This window comes from Niveispirillum irakense DSM 11586, assembly GCF_000429645.1.
Taxonomy (GTDB): Bacteria; Pseudomonadota; Alphaproteobacteria; order Azospirillales; family Azospirillaceae; genus Niveispirillum; species Niveispirillum irakense.
Map to the genome: position 1 here is coordinate 483,840 of NZ_KE386933.1, position 15,246 is coordinate 499,085.

Consider the following 15,246-nt stretch of genomic DNA (forward strand, 5'->3'; position numbering starts at 1 on the left):
CCCTTTGCCCCCAGGGCAAACCGGTTCATAATCCGCACCTGATAACGGGATGCCGGAGGCATGAAATGGAAGAGCTGTCGACGGTGGAGGCACAGGCGCAGCTTGCCCGCCTGATTGATCGGGCCCGCAAAGGGCAGGAGACGGTCATCACCGACCATGGTCGCCCTGTCGCGCGCGTGTCGCCGGTCGATCCGTCAGACGTGCCCAGCTTTATGGATTGGGAGACTGTCTGGCAGCGCATGCGCGAACGGGCGAATGCAGCCGGGGTTCGTCCCTTCACGGATGAGGAACGTAAGGCGTTGCGGGACGAGGGGCGTCGGTGAGTTTTGTCATCGACAGTTCCGTTCTGCTGACGTGGCTGCTGCCCGATGAAGCGCGTGAGGATTTGCGCCCCCTGTTCGGCCGCATGACCGTATCAGGCGCGCACGCACCCATCCTGTTGCGGTACGAAGTCACGAATGTTCTCGTGAACGCGCAGCGCCGTGGTCGCATTGACGCAGATTATAGGCTGGGCGCTGTTGCGGACCTGGAAATCATGCCCATCCGCTATGATGTGCCTTTGCAGCCAGAGTCTATGGCCCGGATCGCAGAATTGGCTGCATCGCATGGTCTGACCGGTTATGACGCCGCCTACTTGGCACTGGCTCTGGATTTGCGCCTGCCCTTGGCCAGCGTCGACAGGCAACTGATCCAGGTTGCCACTTCACTGGGCGTGTCCGTTCTGTAGCCCACCCCCCGATTGCACGCCCCGCCCCGCTGCGGTACAAGGCCCGCAATCATTCGTCTGTTTCTTGCCGGTGAAGGGAGCCGCCCGATGGCCGCTTATCAGTATGTCTATGTGATGAAGGGTGTGACCAAGGCCTATCCCGGCGGGAAAAAGGTCTTTGAGAACATCTGGCTGTCCTTCTATCCGGGCGCAAAGATCGGCGTGCTGGGCGTCAACGGCGCCGGTAAGTCCACCCTGCTGAAGATCATGGCCGGGCTGGACAAGGATTATAATGGCGAAGCCTGGTCCGCCGAGGGTGTGAAGGTCGGCTATCTGCCGCAGGAGCCGCAATTGAACCCGGACAAGAATGTCTGGGACAATGTGATGGAAGGGGTGGGGGAGACCAAGGCGCTGCTGGACCGGTTCAACGCCGTGTCGGAAGCCATGGGCGACCCGGATGCCGATTTTGACACGCTGATGGCCGAACAGGCCGAATTGCAGGAAAAGATCGACGCGGCCGACGCCTGGGATCTGGACCGTACGGTCGAAATCGCCATGGACGCGCTGCGCTGCCCGGCGGGCGATGCCGATGTGTCCAAGCTGTCGGGCGGTGAAAAGCGCCGCGTGGCGCTCTGCAAGCTGCTGCTGTCCAAGCCCGACATGCTGCTGCTGGACGAACCGACCAACCATCTGGACGCCGAAAGCGTGGCCTGGCTGCAGCGCTTCCTGGCCGATTATCCCGGCACCGTGGTGATGGTCACCCACGATCGTTACTTCCTGGATGCCGTCACCGGCTGGATCCTGGAACTGGATCGCGGCTCGGGCATCCCGTACGAGGGCAATTATTCCGCCTGGCTGGAACAGAAGCAGAAGCGTCTGGAGCAGGAAGGAAGGGAAGAGGGCGCCAAGCAGAAGCAGTTGGCCCAGGAACTGGAATGGGTGCGCGCCAGCCCCAAGGCCCGTCAGGCCAAGTCCAAGGCCCGTATCCAGGCTTACGAGGAATTGCTGGCTTCCGCCAACCAGAAGGAAGCCATTGGCGAAACCCGCATCGTCATCCCCACGCCGCCGCGCCTGGGCAATGTGGTTATTGAGGCCGAGAACCTGCGTAAGGGCTTTGGCGACCGGCTGCTGATCGACGATCTGTCCTTCCGCCTGCCGCCGGGCGGCATTGTCGGCATCATCGGCCCCAACGGTGCTGGTAAGACCACGCTGTTCCGCATGATCACCGGCCAGGAACAGCCCGATGGCGGTACCTTCCGCGTGGGTGAGACGGTGCAGCTTGGCTATGTCGACCAGAGCCGTGACAGCCTGGACGACAAGAAGAATGTCTGGGAGGAAATCTCCGGCGGGCTGGACGTGATCGAGCTGGGCAAGAAGTCCATGCCCAGCCGTGCCTATGTGTCGGCCTTCAACTTCCGCGGCGCGGACCAGCAGAAGAAGCTGGGCCAGTTGTCGGGGGGTGAGCGCAACCGCGTGCATCTGGCCAAGATGCTGAAATCCGGCGCCAATGTCCTGCTGCTTGACGAACCGACCAACGATCTGGACGTGGAAACCCTGCGGGCCTTGGAAGAGGCATTGACCACCTTCCCCGGCTGCGCCGTGGTCATCTCGCACGATCGCTGGTTCCTGGACCGTCTGGCCACCCACATCCTGGCATTCGAGGGTGACAGCCAGGTGGTCTGGTTTGAAGGCAACTATGCCGATTATGAGGCGGACAAGCGCCGTCGTCTGGGTGCTGAGGCCGACCAGCCCCACCGCATCAAGTACAAGCCGCTGGAACGCTGACCGGCGAAAGTCCCGGCTGTTTGTTGTATCCCCCGTCGGGTTAACCCGACGGGGGATTTCTTTATCCGGGCACAGGCCTGCCCCCTTTTGGTCACAGCCCTGATGGAGTGTAAGGTCTGTAACACCAATCAACCGACGGTTTGCACATGAAACGCCTGTCGCTGGTCCCTCTGGGTGCGTTGCTGCTGCTGTCAGCCTGTGCCGTCGATCCCGCGATCCGGGCGGCTGAACAGCGTAACCAGGAAATCGCTAGCGGCGTCCGGCGTCTGGCGGAATTGCGGCAGGTTTGTATTGGTGATGCTGCCATCCCGGGTCGGGCCCTGGACGCGACCGAGGCGGCGGAACAGCAGTTCCTGGTCCTGAAGCTTCAGGGGCTGGCGCCGACTGTCTGGCCCAACGTCCCCATTTCCAACGCCCGGGTGGAGGAACTGCGCCTGGCCTGTGCTGGCGACGCTGCCGCTGGCAAGCCAGGTCGTGCATTGACGGCGGAGGAAGCGACTGAACTCCAGGCAATTCTCTATCCCCCGCAGGCAATGCCGGCGCCGGAATTTTCCTCCGGAGGCCTGTATGGCAGTGGGACGGGGAGCACGACGATCTGGACCGATTCCTCATCTTCCAGTTCTGGATGGGGCTATGGGGCCGACAGTCGCCGTTGGGAACAAGACCAATACCATCGCGACATGATGTGGCGCATGGAGATGGAACGGCAGGAAGCCGAACGCCGTGCCCGCTATGAGCGCGAGCGTCGCCGGGACCTGCAGCGCGAACTGGCCCGTGAACGCGACCGCGCTTACCAGGAAGCCGAAGAGGCCCGCCAACGCAGGCATGAAGAAGATAGCAGAAGGGCTTATCGCGAACGTCGCGAACGCAGCGAGCAGGCCGACCGCGAGGCGCGCGAGGCCATAAGGCGGCGGACGGAGAAATCCATCCGCGAAGGGGAGGAAAGACAACGCGCCGCCGAAGAGCGGGAGCGTCGCCAGCATGAGCAGGCCCGCCAGCGCCAGCAGCAGGACGAGGCAAGACAGGCTGAGCAAAACCGCCGCCGTGATCAGGAAGAGGCTGCCCGTCAGCGCCAGGAGGACGCCCGCCGCCAGCAGCAGGAAGCCCGGCGCGAAGCTGAGCAGGCGCGTCGTCGTGAGCAGGAAGAAGCTACACGCCAGCGGCAGGAAGAAACTCGCCGCCAGCAACAGGATGCCGCCCGCCAGCGCCAGGAAGATTTCCGGCGCCAGCAGGAAGAGGCCCGCCGTGACCCTCCCTCGCGTGCAGGGGGTCGTCCCGAGCGGTTGAACAAGCGCGAACAGTAATTTCCACTTCCAATACCCCATCCGTGCGCAGACTGCCTCCGGGCGGTGATGCCACCGGCTTGGTCCTTGTCGCCACCCACCTCCAGCCCACGGGGCCATCATGAAACGCCTTTCGTCCTTGTCCTTGGGGTCCGTGTTGCTTTTGTCCGCGTGCGCCGTTGACCCCGCGACCCAGGCCGAACAGCGCCGGCTGCGCGAGATTGAAAGCAATGTCACGCGGCTTGGCGATCTGTTTCAGGTCTGTATTCCCACCGCTGACAGCCCCGGTCGGGCCATGACCCCTGTTGAAGTGGCAGAACAGCAATTCCTGATCCTGAGGCTTAAGACCCAGGAACCAGAAATCTGGCCGCAAATCCCGCTATTCCATTCCCGGGTTGCGGTGCTGCGCGATGTCTGTGCTGGCGATCCGGCCGCAGGCAAGCCAGGTCGGGCGCTGACTTTTGAGGAGGCGGCAACAGTGCTGCCGATCTTGTCGCCACCTCCGCCGGCGCCTTCCAGGGGATCGGACGATGTGGTGTGGGAGGCGCCCTCTAACTCGTCTGGTTATGACAGCGACTATGAAGCCGACCGTTTCCGCCAGGAACAGGAAGAGCGCCATCGCGATATGATGTGGCGGTTGGAAATGGAACGCGAGCAAGCAGAACAGCGGGCCGATCGGGAGCGTCAGCGGCGGCGTGACCTGGAGCGGCAACTGGAACGTGACCGTGATCGCGAACGTGATCGCGACCATAATCGCGCTGAAGCGCGCCGCGAAGAAGAACGCCGCCGCCAGGACGAAGCGGCCAAGAGGCAACAAGAGGAAGCCCGCCGCACCGCCGAGGAGGCACGACGCCGCGCCGAGGCTGAGCGTCGGGAGCAGGAAGCGCGCCAACGTCAGCAGGCAGAAGAGGAGGCGCGCCGGGCTGCCGAGCAGGCCCAGGGCCGCGCCGAGGCTGAGCGGCGGGAGCAGGAAGCCCGTCAACGTCAGCAGGCGGAAGAGGAGGCGCGCCGGGCTGCCGAGGAAGCGCAGGGTCGCGCTGAGGCTGAGCGTCGGGAGCAGGAAGCGCGCCAACGTCAGCAGGCAGAAGAGGAGGCGCGCCGGGCTGCCGAGGAAGCCCAGCGCCGCGCCGAGGCTGAGCGGCAGGAGCAAGAGGCTCGTCAACGCCAGGAGGAGGAAGCCCGTCAGCGTCAGCAGCAGGAAGAAGAGGCCCGTCGTGCCCCCGATCCCCGTTCTGCCGGGCGGCCAGAACGGCTTCAGGCGGAAGAGCGTTGATCTTCTTCCGCCCGTGCGCGCCCTTCGTCAGCGGGGCGCGCGCACACCCAGCATATGGCAGATGGCGACCGTCAGGTCGGCCCGGTTCATCGTGTAGAAGTGGAACTGCTTCACGCCGTGCCGCTCCAGATGGCGGCATTGCTCAATGGCGACGGTCGCCGCCACCAGATGGCGGGTTTCCGGGGCCTCATCCAGTCCGTCGAACAGGTCCATCATCCAGCCGGGAATGGCGGTGTTGCACTTCTCTCCCATCTCCACTGCCTTCTTGAAATTCAAGATCGGCAGGATGCCCGGCACCATCGGCACATCAATGCCGGCCGCCGCCGCCTTGTCGCGGAAGCGCAGGAACGCATCGGCATCAAAGAAGAACTGGCTGATGGCACGGTTGGCACCGGCATCCACTTTCCGCTTCAGATTATCCAGATCCACCTGGGCGTCGGGCGCCTCGGGATGCACTTCCGGGAAACAGGCGACGGAAATGTCGAAATCGGCAATGCGCTTCAAGCCGGCAACCAGATCGGCGGCATAGGCATAGCCGCCGGGATGCGGCTCATACCCGCGCCCGCCCAGGCCACCGGTGCCATCTTCACGCGGCGGCGGATCACCGCGCAGCGCGACAATATGGCGGATGCCGGCATTCCAATAGGTGCGGGCGATCTCGTCGATTTCTTCCTTCGTCGCGGCGACACAGGTCAGGTGGGCAGCGGCGGGAATGCCGGTCTCATCCTGGATGGCCGTAACGGTCGCATGGGTCCGCTCACGGGTGGTGCCACCGGCGCCGTAGGTGACGGACATGAAAGCCGGATTCAGCGGTGCCAGCCGCCGGATCGCCGCCCAGAGATTTTCGTGCATCTTCTCCGTCTTGGGCGGGAAGAATTCAAAGCTGACGGTCAACTCACCGGGCGCCGTGATCAGGGGTGCTGAGAGATCGGTGGCGGGCACATTCAACAGACTCATGACAAGGCTCCGGACAGGGCGGCTTGGGGCACGGGGTCGGGGGAAGGAAGGGCTGCGACCGGCTCCCGCCGGGCGCGCCAGATGCAAACAGTCAGCGGGTCGCCGGGCAGATGGATGGCCGGCTCTGCCGCCATACCGGCGCGGGCAAGAAGCCCCGCCATCTCTGCCTCGTTGAAGCCCAGGCGGCGGTGGGCGTGCTGGTCCCGCAGATAATCCAGCGCGTGACGGGCGAAATCCACTACCAAAAGCGTGCCACCCGGCCGCAGCACGCGCGCTGCTTCAGCCAGCGCCTCGCCTGGTGTTTCTGTGAAATGCAGGACTTGGTGGAACAGGATCAGATCCTGGCTCTGCCCTGGCAGCGGCAACTGGTACATGTCGCCAAGGCGCACTTGGCAATGGCGCAGGCCGGCTCTCTCCAGGTTGACGCGGGCCACGGCCAGCATTTCCCGTGAACTGTCGATACCCAGCCCATGGGTGACATGGGGACCGAACAATTCCAGCATCCGGCCGGTGCCGGTACCGATATCCAGCAGGTCGGTAATCGGTGTGGTCGGAAGCAGGGAGAGCAATGCCTGTTCCACGTCCCGCTCCGGCACATGCAGGCTGCGGATTTCATGCCAGCGGGCGGCATTCTCACTGAAATACTGGGCGGCTTGGGCGCGACGGCCCTGCTTGATGATTTCCAGCCGTTCCAGATCCAGCGCCAGCCCGTCATCATCGGCGGGAATCGCATCGACAAGCGTGCGGGCCAGCTCTGCCACCGCGCCCCGTTCGGCCAATTGATAATAAGCCCAGATCCCTTCCCGGAACCGTTCCAGCAGCCCGGCCTCGCACAGCAGTTTCAGATGACGGGAGACGCGCGGCTGGCTCTGACCCAGAATCTGGGTCAATTCGGTCACCGTCAGTTCCCCGTGGGCGCACAGGGAAAGCAGGCGCAACCGTGTCGGTTCCGCCGCTGCTTTCAGTGCATTCAACAGGAAATCCATGGATGATCCCGATCCGCCAGTTCATTATCTGGATCAATATATAAAGATATCTTTATGCGGTGTAAATGCGCCTTTGTGAACGCATATCGGCGGGGCGACGATTTTGTGACATTGCCAGATAGCCGAAAGGGCGGTGGCGGCGTTTAGGAGGACAGGCCCAACCGTGGCATCCCTATCGGAGATGGCGATCCGACCATGCAGCTTCAGACTTCCTCTCTTGCTTCTCCGCGGCCCTTTCTGCGGTGGCTGGCCTTTCCCCTGCTGGCACTGGCACTTGCCGGATGTGGGACGACATCGGGCCGCGGGGGGACGGATCGTGCGGCAGCCGGCACGCTGGCCACATCCGGCCCCAGCCATATGGAAGGCAGTGCGCCCGGTACGGCAGCACTGGCCCCCCGCCCGGTCAATAACAATGATCCCCTGGAGGGGATGAACAGGGCCATCTTCTGGTTCAATGATGTGGTGGATACGGTGCTGCTGCGTCCCCTGGCCGTTGTTTACAAGGCGGTTTTGCCCACGCCGGCGCAAAATGGCGTGCGCAACGCCATGCGCAATCTGCGGGCGCCTTTGGATCTTGCCAATCAGCTTCTTCAGGGCGACCTGAACGGGGCCGGCGTGGTGCTGGGCCGCTTCACCATCAATACAACTGTGGGCCTTGGCGGTCTGATCGACGTGGCGGGGGAAAACGGGCTGGACTATGAATATGAAAGCCTGGATCAGACCCTGGCGGTCTGGGGTATCCCCGAAGGGCCCTATCTGGTCCTGCCGATCATGGGGCCATCTTCGGTGCGTGATGCGGTGGGTTTTGCCGGCGAAGTCTATGCCGATCCGTTGACCAACTGGGCGCAGAATACCGACCGCGACTGGATCGTTTACACCCGCGCAGGTCTGGTCGGCGTCAGCACGCGCGCCGACGTGCTGGAACCTTTGGATGATTTGAAGCGTAATAGTGTGGACTATTACGCAGCGATGCGGGCGCTCTATCGGCAGCGTCGGGATGGAATGATCCGCGACGGTGCCCCAGATCCGTCAACTTTGCCTGCTATCCCTGATTATGACGCCGGAACCAAATCCGGTGCCGGCACCTCGCCGTGACGCGCATCACTGAAAAGTGCGCCCGTCAGGCTGATGGTGGCGCCAGAACGAAGGACACGAAAGACGTGATCAAGATGAAGAACAATCGTCGCACCCTGCTGACCTCCGCCGCCATTGCGCTGATGGCGGGCTTTGGCGCCGCCATCGTTCCGGCGATCGCCCCGCAGCCCGCCTATGCCCAGGCGACCCAGGCTCCGCAGGCCGCGGCCGGCTTCGTTCAGTCGCTGGGCGACAAGGCAATTGCCACCCTGGCCGATCCGAAGATTTCCGACGACCAGTCCAAGGAAATCTTCCGCCAGTTGCTGAACGAGAATTTCGACGTCAATACGATCGGCCGCTTCGTGCTGGGCCGGTACTGGAATTCCGCCAACGAGGCTCAGCGCAAGGAATATATGGAACTGTTCGAGCGGATGATCGTCGAGGTCTATGCCGAGCGTTTCAGCCAATATGCCGGTGAGAGCTTCAAGGTTGCCGGTGCGCAGCCCGCAGGCGAGCGTGACGCCGTGGTCAGCAGCCAGGTGCTGCGTCCTTCCGGCCCGCCGGTCAATGTCGCCTGGCGTGTCCGGTCCAAGGATGGCGGCTTCAAGATCGTCGACGTGGTGGTTGAAAATGTGAGCATGAGCCAGACTCAGCGCTCCGAATTCGCCAGCGTGATCGAGAATAATGGCGGCCGCTTCCAGGCCCTGCTGGATGCCCTGCGCCAGCGCATCCAGACCGTGCAGGCTCACGCCCAGTAAGGGGCTGACCCTTTTCGGTTTCGAGTGTTTTACTGCTTCTTTCTCGTCCCCTTCAGCCCGCCGGGTTTACCCGGCGGGTTTTTCTTGTGATGGCGCCATGTTGAAGGAGCTGTTGACCAGCCTGTTCGTGCGCTGTCCGCAGGATCTGGCGGCGCTGGGCTATCGCTATGCGGCGGTGGCCTGCATGGCGCGCGCCCGGCGTTGTGCCGCCGCCTGGGCACCGCATCAGCAGAATAGCCGGCAGGCGATCATCGACATGCTGCCCGCTGTACCGGCGGGGACGGACACGGCTGTGATTTTCGGTTCCGGGCCCTGTCTGGATGTGCCGGTCGATGCCTTGATGCAGCGGTTCCGCCGCTTGATGCTGGTCGATGTGGCCCATCCGCCTTCTGCGCGGCGGCTGGCGCGGCGCCATGCCGGGGTGGAACTGGTAACGGCGGAATTGACGGGAACGGCCGGCTTTCTGCGCCGACCAACGGGGACGCGGCCACCGCATCCCCATGCGGAGATCGGCTTGGACTGGCCTTCTGTGGGATTGGTGGTCTCTCTCAACCTTATTTCCCAATTACCGCTTGTCCCGTTGCGGCGGGCCCATCGCCACTGGCCTTCGCTGGATCTCGGCCCCTTTGCCCGTGCCATCATCCAGGCCCATCTGGACCATCTGCGCCGGTTCCGATGCCCGGCTTGGGTGATTGGCGATGTCGAACGGCGCGTGCTGGACGGGCAGGGGCGGGTGACGGAGATGGAAGACCCGCTTTATGGTGTCGCCCTGCCGCCGGGACAGGAATGGGATTGGACAGTTGCCCCCGTGGGGGAACTGTCCGGCGGCTGGTCCATCATCAACCGGGTCCGGTCAGTCCGGGTGGACCGACCGTGACAGGTCAGCGGCTTCTCACCGCCGGGTGAAAATCTGTGCACCCAGTGCCAGGGCCGACAGCCCCCCCGCCAGCAGGCAGACGCCGGTCCAGCCGGCCAGCGACCAGAGTTGCATGGCCGCGGCTGATCCCACGGCGCCGCCCAGGAACATCGCCCCCATGAACAGGGTGTTCAGCCGGGCCCGGGCCTGGGGGCGCAGGGAATAGACGATATGCTGGTTGGAAATCAGCGCGGCCTGCACCGCCAGATCCAGCACCACCACGCCGGCCACCAGCCCGGCCACGCTTTGCCACAGGCCGAAGATGATCCAGGCGCCCAGGGTCAGGGCGGCACCTGCCCGCACCACGGCCCCCGGCCCGCCCTTGTCGGCCAGCCGACCGGACAAAGGGGCCGCCAGGATGCCCACCAGCCCCAGCACGCCGAACAGGCCGGCCACATCGGCGCCTAAGGCGAAATCCGGCTGTTGCAGGCGCAGGGCCAGCACGGTCCAGAAGGCGCTGAAGGCCGCGAACATCAGGGCCTGGGTCAGTGCCGCCCGCCGCAGGGCCGGAAATTCCCGCCACAGATGCACCAGGGATGTCAGGGCATGGCCGTAGCGCATCTTGCCCTCCGCCGGGCTTTTGGGCAGGTGCAGCGCCATCCATCCCGCCATCGCCACGGCCACGGGCACCGCCAGCCAGAACATGGTGCGCCAGCCGCCATGGCTGGCCACAAAGCCCGCGATGGTACGGCTGAGCAGGATGCCGGCCAGCAATCCCGACATGACTGTGCCCACCACTGCGCCCCTTTTATGGCCGGGGGCCAGATGGGCGGCGAAGGGGACGATCTGCTGCGCCACGGTGCTGAACAGACCGACCAGCAGCGATGCGGCGATCAGGGCCGATGCCCCCGGTGCCAGGGCGGCGCAAGCCAAAGCCAGCGCCAGCAGCAGGAAAGTCGCGACCACCAGCAGGCGCCGTTCCACCATATCGGCCAGCGGCACCAGCAGGAACAGGCCGGCGGCATAGCCCAACTGGGTGGCGGTGGGCACCAGGCTGATCCCGCCGCCCAGATCCTGGCCGATCAGGCCCAGCATGGGCTGGTTGTAATAGATATTGGCGACGGCCACGCCGGCACCGGCCGCCATGGCAAAGGTCAGCCCACGGGAAAGACCGTGGGTCTGGGGGGCGGGATCATCCAGTGTGCTGGATGCCATCGGGCTATTCATGACCGTCACTCCTTGTACCGGTCCTTGCGGGTTCATGGCATGCACTCTGGATTGAAACGTAAACCGGTGGTAGTCAGGGTGATCGATATGTCAGCATATCGGAAAATGATATGATCAACCTTGCCGATGCGGAAGTGCTGGTGGAAGCGGTGACGGCCGGCAGTCTGGCGGCGGCATCCCGCCGGCTGGGGATTGCCCCCATGGTGGCGTCGCGGCGGCTGGCGGCGCTGGAAGCGGAACTGGGGGTGCGGCTGGTCCATCGCACCACGCGCGCCCTGTCTCTGACCACGGCGGGGGAGGCGTTCCTGCCCCATGCCCGTGCCCTCCTGGAAGGGGAGGCGGGCGCCCGGGCCGCCTTGCGACCGGAGGCGCTGGGCGCGTCCGGGCTGCTCCGGGTCAGTGCGTCTAACGCTTTTGCCCGCAAGATCATCGGCCCGCTTCTGCCCCCTTTCCTGGCCGCCCATCCGGCGCTGAAGGTGGAAGTGCTGGCCACCGACCACCGGGTGGATCTTGCAGCCGATGGTGTGGATCTGGCCATCCGCGCCGGCCGTGTGCTGGATAACAGCCAGATGGCGAAACGGCTGGGGGACAGCCCGCGTCATCTTTATGCGTCACCGGCCTATCTGGCGGCACGGGGGCAACCGCGCCGGCTGGCTGATCTGGTTGACCATGATTGCCTGACCCAGACCAGTCTTCCCTATTGGGATTTCATGATCGACGGACATGTGCTGCATCATCGTGTCCAGAGCCGGTTGAGCGCCAACAGCATCGACATGATCCATGAGGCTTGTGTTGCCGGTGCCGGTATCGCCTGCATGGCCGACTGGAATGCCACGCGGGAGGTGACCGGCGGGATGCTGGTGCCGCTGACGCTGGAGGATGCTGTGGTTGAAACCTGGGGCATCTGGGCCATCACCCCCAGCCCCCGACTGGTGCCGCCCAAGGTGCGGCTGTTCGTGGCCGCCGTGCAGGAACGGCTTCAGCAATGATCCCCCTGTCCGGGCTGAAGTCCGGGCGGTGAATGGTTCGCTGTTAAAAGTTCTAAAGGGGATGGTTAACAGGGCGGGCAAGGGCGGTTTCTGCGGCTAAGATCAGCGGCGAACGAACAGACATCGTTCGGCATCCATAAACAACCGCTTCTATTCAAAACGATCAGGGCCAGCGCTTCTGACGCGGCCGGCCCGCGCCCGCACATGAAGGAAACCCATCCCATGTCCATTACCGCGACCCCGACGCCCGGTCCGCTGCTGCTGACCCCGGCGGATCACACCCTGATCATGATCGATTTCCAGTCGCAGATGGCCTTTGCGACCAAGTCGATTGATGCGGTGGAGCTGCGCAACAACGCCGCCCTGGTGGCCCATGCCGCCAAGGGTTTCGGCGTTTCCACCATCCTGACCACGGTGGCGGAAAAGAGCTTTTCTGGCCCGATGTTCGGGGAAATCACCGACGCTTTCCCCGGCCAGAAGCTGCTGGACCGCACCTCCATGAACACCTGGGAAGATGCCCCGGTGATTGCGGAAGTGAACAAGATCGGCAAGGATCGTCTGGTCTTCTGCGGCCTGTGGACGTCCGTTTGCATCGTCGGCCCCACCCTGTCGGCGCTGGCCCAGGGCTATGAGGTCTATGTGATCGCCGATGCCTGCGGCGATGTCTCCACCGAAGCGCATGACCGCGCCATGGACCGCATGGTGCAGGCCGGCGTCCGCCCGATGACCTCGCTGCAATACATGCTGGAATTGCAGCGCGATTGGGCGCGGGGTGAGACCTATGACCTGACCACCGGCATCGCCCGGAAGTTCGGCGGCGCCTATGGCCTGGGCATCACCTATGCCAAGACAATGTTCGGTGCGTCCGAAGGCGGGCATTGAGGGGTGTAGCAGGCTTGGCCGGTGGAGGCACTGCTTCTCCGGCCAAGCCTGCTTTTGTGAGTGATCGTTTTACTGGATCGTTTCCGCTCCCATCCACCGTCACCCCGGCGAAGGCCGGGGTCCAGGGGCCACAAGCGCTTCGCCCTACGATACTGGACCCCGGCCTTCGCCGGGGTGACGGTGGAAAAAGGGATGGTTGCGGACAGCCCTCATTCAAGACCGCCGGAAAATGCCCCCCACCCAGGAGCCCGCCCATGAAGCCCTATCTTCTCTCTCTCGCCGCCGGGCTGCTGGTTGGTGTCATCTACAGCCTGTTGAATGTGCGTTCCCCCGCGCCGCCGACCATCGCGCTGGTAGGGTTGCTGGGCATCCTGCTGGGGGAACAGGTCATTCCCGTGGCCAAGCGTCTGTTCGGGGGTGAATCCGTTGTCTCTTACCTCCGCACCGGCTGCGCCAATCATGTGATGGGCCGCCTGCCGGACGCGCAGGATAATGAAAGCCGGCCATCATGACCGGGCTGACGCGCCGGGGCACCTTGAAGGGTGCCGCATCCCTTTTCATGACCCCGTTCCTTGCTGACCCTGGGAGAGCCGCCATGCCCGGCACCGATCTGATCCTCACCAACGCCAAGATCACCACGCTGGACCGCGCCAACCCGCAGGCCCAGGCGGTTGCCATCCGCGACGGGCGCTTCCTGGCGGTGGGCACGGAGGCGGAGGTGCGCGCCGCTGCCGCCCCCGATGCCAAGATCATCGATGCCAAGGGCCGCCGCGTTATCCCCGGCCTGATCGACAGCCACATGCACATCATCCGGGGTGGGCTGAATTACAATATGGAACTGCGCTGGGACGGGGTGCCGACCCTGGCCGACGCCATGGCCATGCTGAAGAAACAGGCCGAGGTGACGCCGCCGCCGCAATGGGTGCGGGTGGTCGGCGGTTTCACCGAACATCAGTTCGCCGAAAAGCGCCTGCCGACGCTGGAGGAGATCAACCAGGCGGCCCCGGAAACCCCGGTCTTCATCCTGCATCTCTATGACCGGGCGCTGCTGAACCGGGCCGCCCTGCGCGTGGTGGGCTATACACGCGACACACCCAACCCGCCGGGGGGTGAGATCATCCGGGATGGCAATGGGGAGCCGACGGGCCTGCTGCTGGCCAAGCCCAACGCCACCATCCTTTATTCCACGCTGGCCAAGGGGCCGAAGCTGGCCCCCGAATATCAGCTCAATTCCACCCGCCATTTCATGCGGGAAATGAACCGGCTGGGCGTGACCGGGGTGATTGATGCCGGTGGCGGCTTCCAGAATTACCCGGACGATTATCAGATCATTGAGAAGCTGCATGGCGATGGCGAGTTGACGCTGCGCATCTCCTACAACCTGTTCACCCAGAAGCCGAAACAGGAATTGGCGGATTTCTCCGGCTGGTCGAAACAGGTGAAGCCGGGGCAGGGCGATGACACCTATCGCCATAATGGCGCCGGTGAAATGCTGGTCTATTCCGCTGCCGATTTTGAAGATTTCCGGGTGGAGCGGCCGGAGATGCCGCCCAACATGGAAAGCGACCTGGAACCGGTGGTCCGCCTGCTGGTGGAAAATCGCTGGCCCTGGCGGCTGCACGCCACCTACAACGAAACCATCACCCGCGCGCTGGACGTGTTCGAAAAGGTGAACCGGGATGTGCCCTTTGACGGGCTGCACTGGTTCTTCGACCATGCCGAAACCATCGACCAGCGCAATATCGACCGCATTGCGGCCCTGGGCGGCGGCATCGCCGTGCAGCACCGCATGGCCTATCAGGGTGAATATTTCGTCGAACGCTATGGTTCCAAGGCAGCCGAGGCGACGCCGCCGATTGCCAAGATGCTGGCATCCGGTGTGCCGGTGGGGGCGGGCACCGATGCCACCCGTGTTGCCAGCTATAACCCCTGGGTGTCGCTGTCCTGGCTGGTGACGGGGCGCACGGTCGGCGGCCTGTCGCTTTACCCCAACACCAACCGGCTGGACCGGGAAACGGCGCTCCGCCTGTGGACGGAGGCCAATACCTGGTTCTCCAACGAACAGGGCAAGAAGGGGCAGGTGAAGGCGGGCCAGTTGGCCGATCTGGTGGTGCTGTCAGACGATTATTTCAGCGTGCCGGAAAGCGAGATCCTGCACATCACCTCTGTCCTGACCCTGCTGGGCGGCAAGGTTGTCTATGGGGCGGGTGATTACGGCCCGCTGGCCCCGGCCCTGCCCAAGCCGATGCCCGACTGGTCACCGGTCGCCACCTTCGGCGGCTATTACCAGCCGGCGCGGGACAAGGATGGCAAGCTGCTGAAGATGGGCTCGCTCTGCGGCTGCGCCACGGCCTGCGGCGTGCATGGGCATGACCATGCGGCGGCGCTGGGGGCCGATGTGCCGGCGGCGGATGCCGGTGGGTTCTGGGGTGCGTTCGGGTGCGGGTGCTGGGCGGTGTGAGGTCGCTTC

Annotated in this window: 15 protein-coding genes; 12 read left to right on the forward strand and 3 right to left on the reverse strand. The window is 64.2% G+C overall.

The genetic code is table 11. The annotated features are described in order from the left end of the window. Positions 1-65 precede the first annotated feature (65 nt). The 5 genes from G473_RS27320 to G473_RS29430 all read left to right on the forward strand — a co-directional run bounded on the left by G473_RS27320 (position 66) and on the right by G473_RS29430 (position 5,047). Positions 66-323 carry a type II toxin-antitoxin system Phd/YefM family antitoxin gene (locus G473_RS27320; protein ID WP_035707526.1) on the forward strand — a complete coding sequence of 86 codons (258 nt, stop codon included), beginning with the start codon at positions 66-68 and terminating at the stop codon, positions 321-323. After that, on the forward strand, positions 320-727 hold the full coding sequence (locus G473_RS0116300) for a type II toxin-antitoxin system VapC family toxin (protein WP_029013983.1): 408 nt from the start codon (positions 320-322) through the stop codon (positions 725-727). Before G473_RS27320 ends, G473_RS0116300 begins: the two co-directional genes overlap by 4 nt. 87 nt (positions 728-814) lie before the next feature. Next, positions 815-2,491 (forward strand): energy-dependent translational throttle protein EttA, encoded by a 1,677-nt coding sequence (gene ettA / locus G473_RS0116305; RefSeq protein WP_029013984.1) that lies wholly within the window; start codon positions 815-817, stop codon positions 2,489-2,491. A gap of 146 nt (positions 2,492-2,637) precedes the next feature. Next, positions 2,638-3,795 carry a hypothetical protein gene (locus tag G473_RS29425; protein WP_051330352.1) on the forward strand — a complete coding sequence of 386 codons (1,158 nt, stop codon included), beginning with the start codon at positions 2,638-2,640 and terminating at the stop codon, positions 3,793-3,795. Between the two features lie 100 nt (positions 3,796-3,895). Then, the gene (locus G473_RS29430; RefSeq protein ID WP_154667437.1) at positions 3,896-5,047 is read left to right on the forward strand and encodes a hypothetical protein; all 1,152 of its coding nucleotides are present in this window, start codon (positions 3,896-3,898) and stop codon (positions 5,045-5,047) included. 27 nt (positions 5,048-5,074) lie between these two features. Here G473_RS29430 and metF read toward each other — a convergent pair whose 3' ends face one another. Together metF and G473_RS0116325 are read right to left on the reverse strand one after the other, a co-directional pair. Continuing rightward, the gene (gene metF / locus G473_RS0116320; protein ID WP_035707529.1) at positions 5,075-6,004 is read right to left on the reverse strand and encodes a methylenetetrahydrofolate reductase; all 930 of its coding nucleotides are present in this window, start codon (positions 6,002-6,004) and stop codon (positions 5,075-5,077) included. Then, a complete protein-coding gene (locus G473_RS0116325; protein ID WP_029013986.1) occupies positions 6,001-6,990 on the reverse strand; it encodes an ArsR/SmtB family transcription factor in 990 nt (329 codons plus the stop codon). Before G473_RS0116325 ends, metF begins: the two co-directional genes overlap by 4 nt. Before the next feature lie 195 nt (positions 6,991-7,185). On the opposite strand from G473_RS0116325, the gene G473_RS27335 reads away from it, so the two are divergent. The 3 genes from G473_RS27335 (at position 7,186) to G473_RS27340 (ending at position 9,699) form a co-directional block, all read left to right on the forward strand. Continuing rightward, the gene (locus G473_RS27335; RefSeq protein WP_084438238.1) at positions 7,186-8,085 is read left to right on the forward strand and encodes an MlaA family lipoprotein; all 900 of its coding nucleotides are present in this window, start codon (positions 7,186-7,188) and stop codon (positions 8,083-8,085) included. A 74-nt stretch (positions 8,086-8,159) separates the two neighbouring features. Next, the gene (locus G473_RS0116335) at positions 8,160-8,822 is read left to right on the forward strand and encodes an MlaC/ttg2D family ABC transporter substrate-binding protein (RefSeq protein ID WP_029013987.1); all 663 of its coding nucleotides are present in this window, start codon (positions 8,160-8,162) and stop codon (positions 8,820-8,822) included. Positions 8,823-8,919: 97 nt separating this feature from the next. Then, positions 8,920-9,699, forward strand: coding sequence for a hypothetical protein (locus G473_RS27340; protein WP_051330354.1), 780 nt, complete (start codon positions 8,920-8,922; stop codon positions 9,697-9,699). 15 nt (positions 9,700-9,714) lie between these two features. Here the strand turns inward: G473_RS27340 and G473_RS0116345 are convergent, their stop codons facing one another. Beyond that, positions 9,715-10,905 carry an MFS transporter gene (locus tag G473_RS0116345; RefSeq protein ID WP_084438240.1) on the reverse strand — a complete coding sequence of 397 codons (1,191 nt, stop codon included), beginning with the start codon at positions 10,903-10,905 and terminating at the stop codon, positions 9,715-9,717. Positions 10,906-11,015: 110 nt separating this feature from the next. Between G473_RS0116345 and G473_RS0116350 the strand changes: the two genes are divergently transcribed. The 4 genes from G473_RS0116350 to G473_RS0116365 all read left to right on the forward strand — a co-directional run bounded on the left by G473_RS0116350 (position 11,016) and on the right by G473_RS0116365 (position 15,237). Beyond that, the gene (locus G473_RS0116350; protein WP_035707535.1) at positions 11,016-11,894 is read left to right on the forward strand and encodes a LysR family transcriptional regulator; all 879 of its coding nucleotides are present in this window, start codon (positions 11,016-11,018) and stop codon (positions 11,892-11,894) included. Positions 11,895-12,116: 222 nt separating this feature from the next. After that, on the forward strand, positions 12,117-12,776 hold the full coding sequence (locus tag G473_RS0116355) for a hydrolase (protein ID WP_035707538.1): 660 nt from the start codon (positions 12,117-12,119) through the stop codon (positions 12,774-12,776). Between the two features lie 254 nt (positions 12,777-13,030). Beyond that, positions 13,031-13,288: a DUF1427 family protein gene (locus G473_RS0116360; RefSeq protein ID WP_029013991.1), complete on the forward strand. Its 258-nt coding sequence runs from the start codon at positions 13,031-13,033 to the stop codon at positions 13,286-13,288. After that, the gene (locus G473_RS0116365; protein ID WP_029013992.1) at positions 13,285-15,237 is read left to right on the forward strand and encodes an amidohydrolase; all 1,953 of its coding nucleotides are present in this window, start codon (positions 13,285-13,287) and stop codon (positions 15,235-15,237) included. Before G473_RS0116360 ends, G473_RS0116365 begins: the two co-directional genes overlap by 4 nt. The last annotated feature ends 9 nt before the right edge of the window (positions 15,238-15,246 follow it).

What these genes read in the sequence shown, in the direction of transcription:
- G473_RS27320 (WP_035707526.1), top strand. Translation starts at nt 66, where the DNA reads ATGGAAGAGCTGTCGACGGTGGAGGCACAGGCGCAGCTTGCCCGCCTG.
- ettA (WP_029013984.1), top strand. Translation starts at nt 815, where the DNA reads ATGGCCGCTTATCAGTATGTCTATGTGATGAAGGGTGTGACCAAGGCC.
- G473_RS29425 (WP_051330352.1), top strand. Translation starts at nt 2,638, where the DNA reads ATGAAACGCCTGTCGCTGGTCCCTCTGGGTGCGTTGCTGCTGCTGTCA.
- G473_RS29430 (WP_154667437.1), top strand. Translation starts at nt 3,896, where the DNA reads ATGAAACGCCTTTCGTCCTTGTCCTTGGGGTCCGTGTTGCTTTTGTCC.
- metF (WP_035707529.1), bottom strand. Translation starts at nt 6,004, where the DNA reads ATGAGTCTGTTGAATGTGCCCGCCACCGATCTCTCAGCACCCCTGATC.
- G473_RS0116325 (WP_029013986.1), bottom strand. Translation starts at nt 6,990, where the DNA reads ATGGATTTCCTGTTGAATGCACTGAAAGCAGCGGCGGAACCGACACGG.
- G473_RS27335 (WP_084438238.1), top strand. Translation starts at nt 7,186, where the DNA reads ATGCAGCTTCAGACTTCCTCTCTTGCTTCTCCGCGGCCCTTTCTGCGG.
- G473_RS0116335 (WP_029013987.1), top strand. Translation starts at nt 8,160, where the DNA reads ATGAAGAACAATCGTCGCACCCTGCTGACCTCCGCCGCCATTGCGCTG.
- G473_RS27340 (WP_051330354.1), top strand. Translation starts at nt 8,920, where the DNA reads ATGTTGAAGGAGCTGTTGACCAGCCTGTTCGTGCGCTGTCCGCAGGAT.
- G473_RS0116345 (WP_084438240.1), bottom strand. Translation starts at nt 10,905, where the DNA reads ATGAATAGCCCGATGGCATCCAGCACACTGGATGATCCCGCCCCCCAG.
- G473_RS0116350 (WP_035707535.1), top strand. Translation starts at nt 11,016, where the DNA reads ATGATCAACCTTGCCGATGCGGAAGTGCTGGTGGAAGCGGTGACGGCC.
- G473_RS0116355 (WP_035707538.1), top strand. Translation starts at nt 12,117, where the DNA reads ATGTCCATTACCGCGACCCCGACGCCCGGTCCGCTGCTGCTGACCCCG.
- G473_RS0116360 (WP_029013991.1), top strand. Translation starts at nt 13,031, where the DNA reads ATGAAGCCCTATCTTCTCTCTCTCGCCGCCGGGCTGCTGGTTGGTGTC.
- G473_RS0116365 (WP_029013992.1), top strand. Translation starts at nt 13,285, where the DNA reads ATGACCGGGCTGACGCGCCGGGGCACCTTGAAGGGTGCCGCATCCCTT.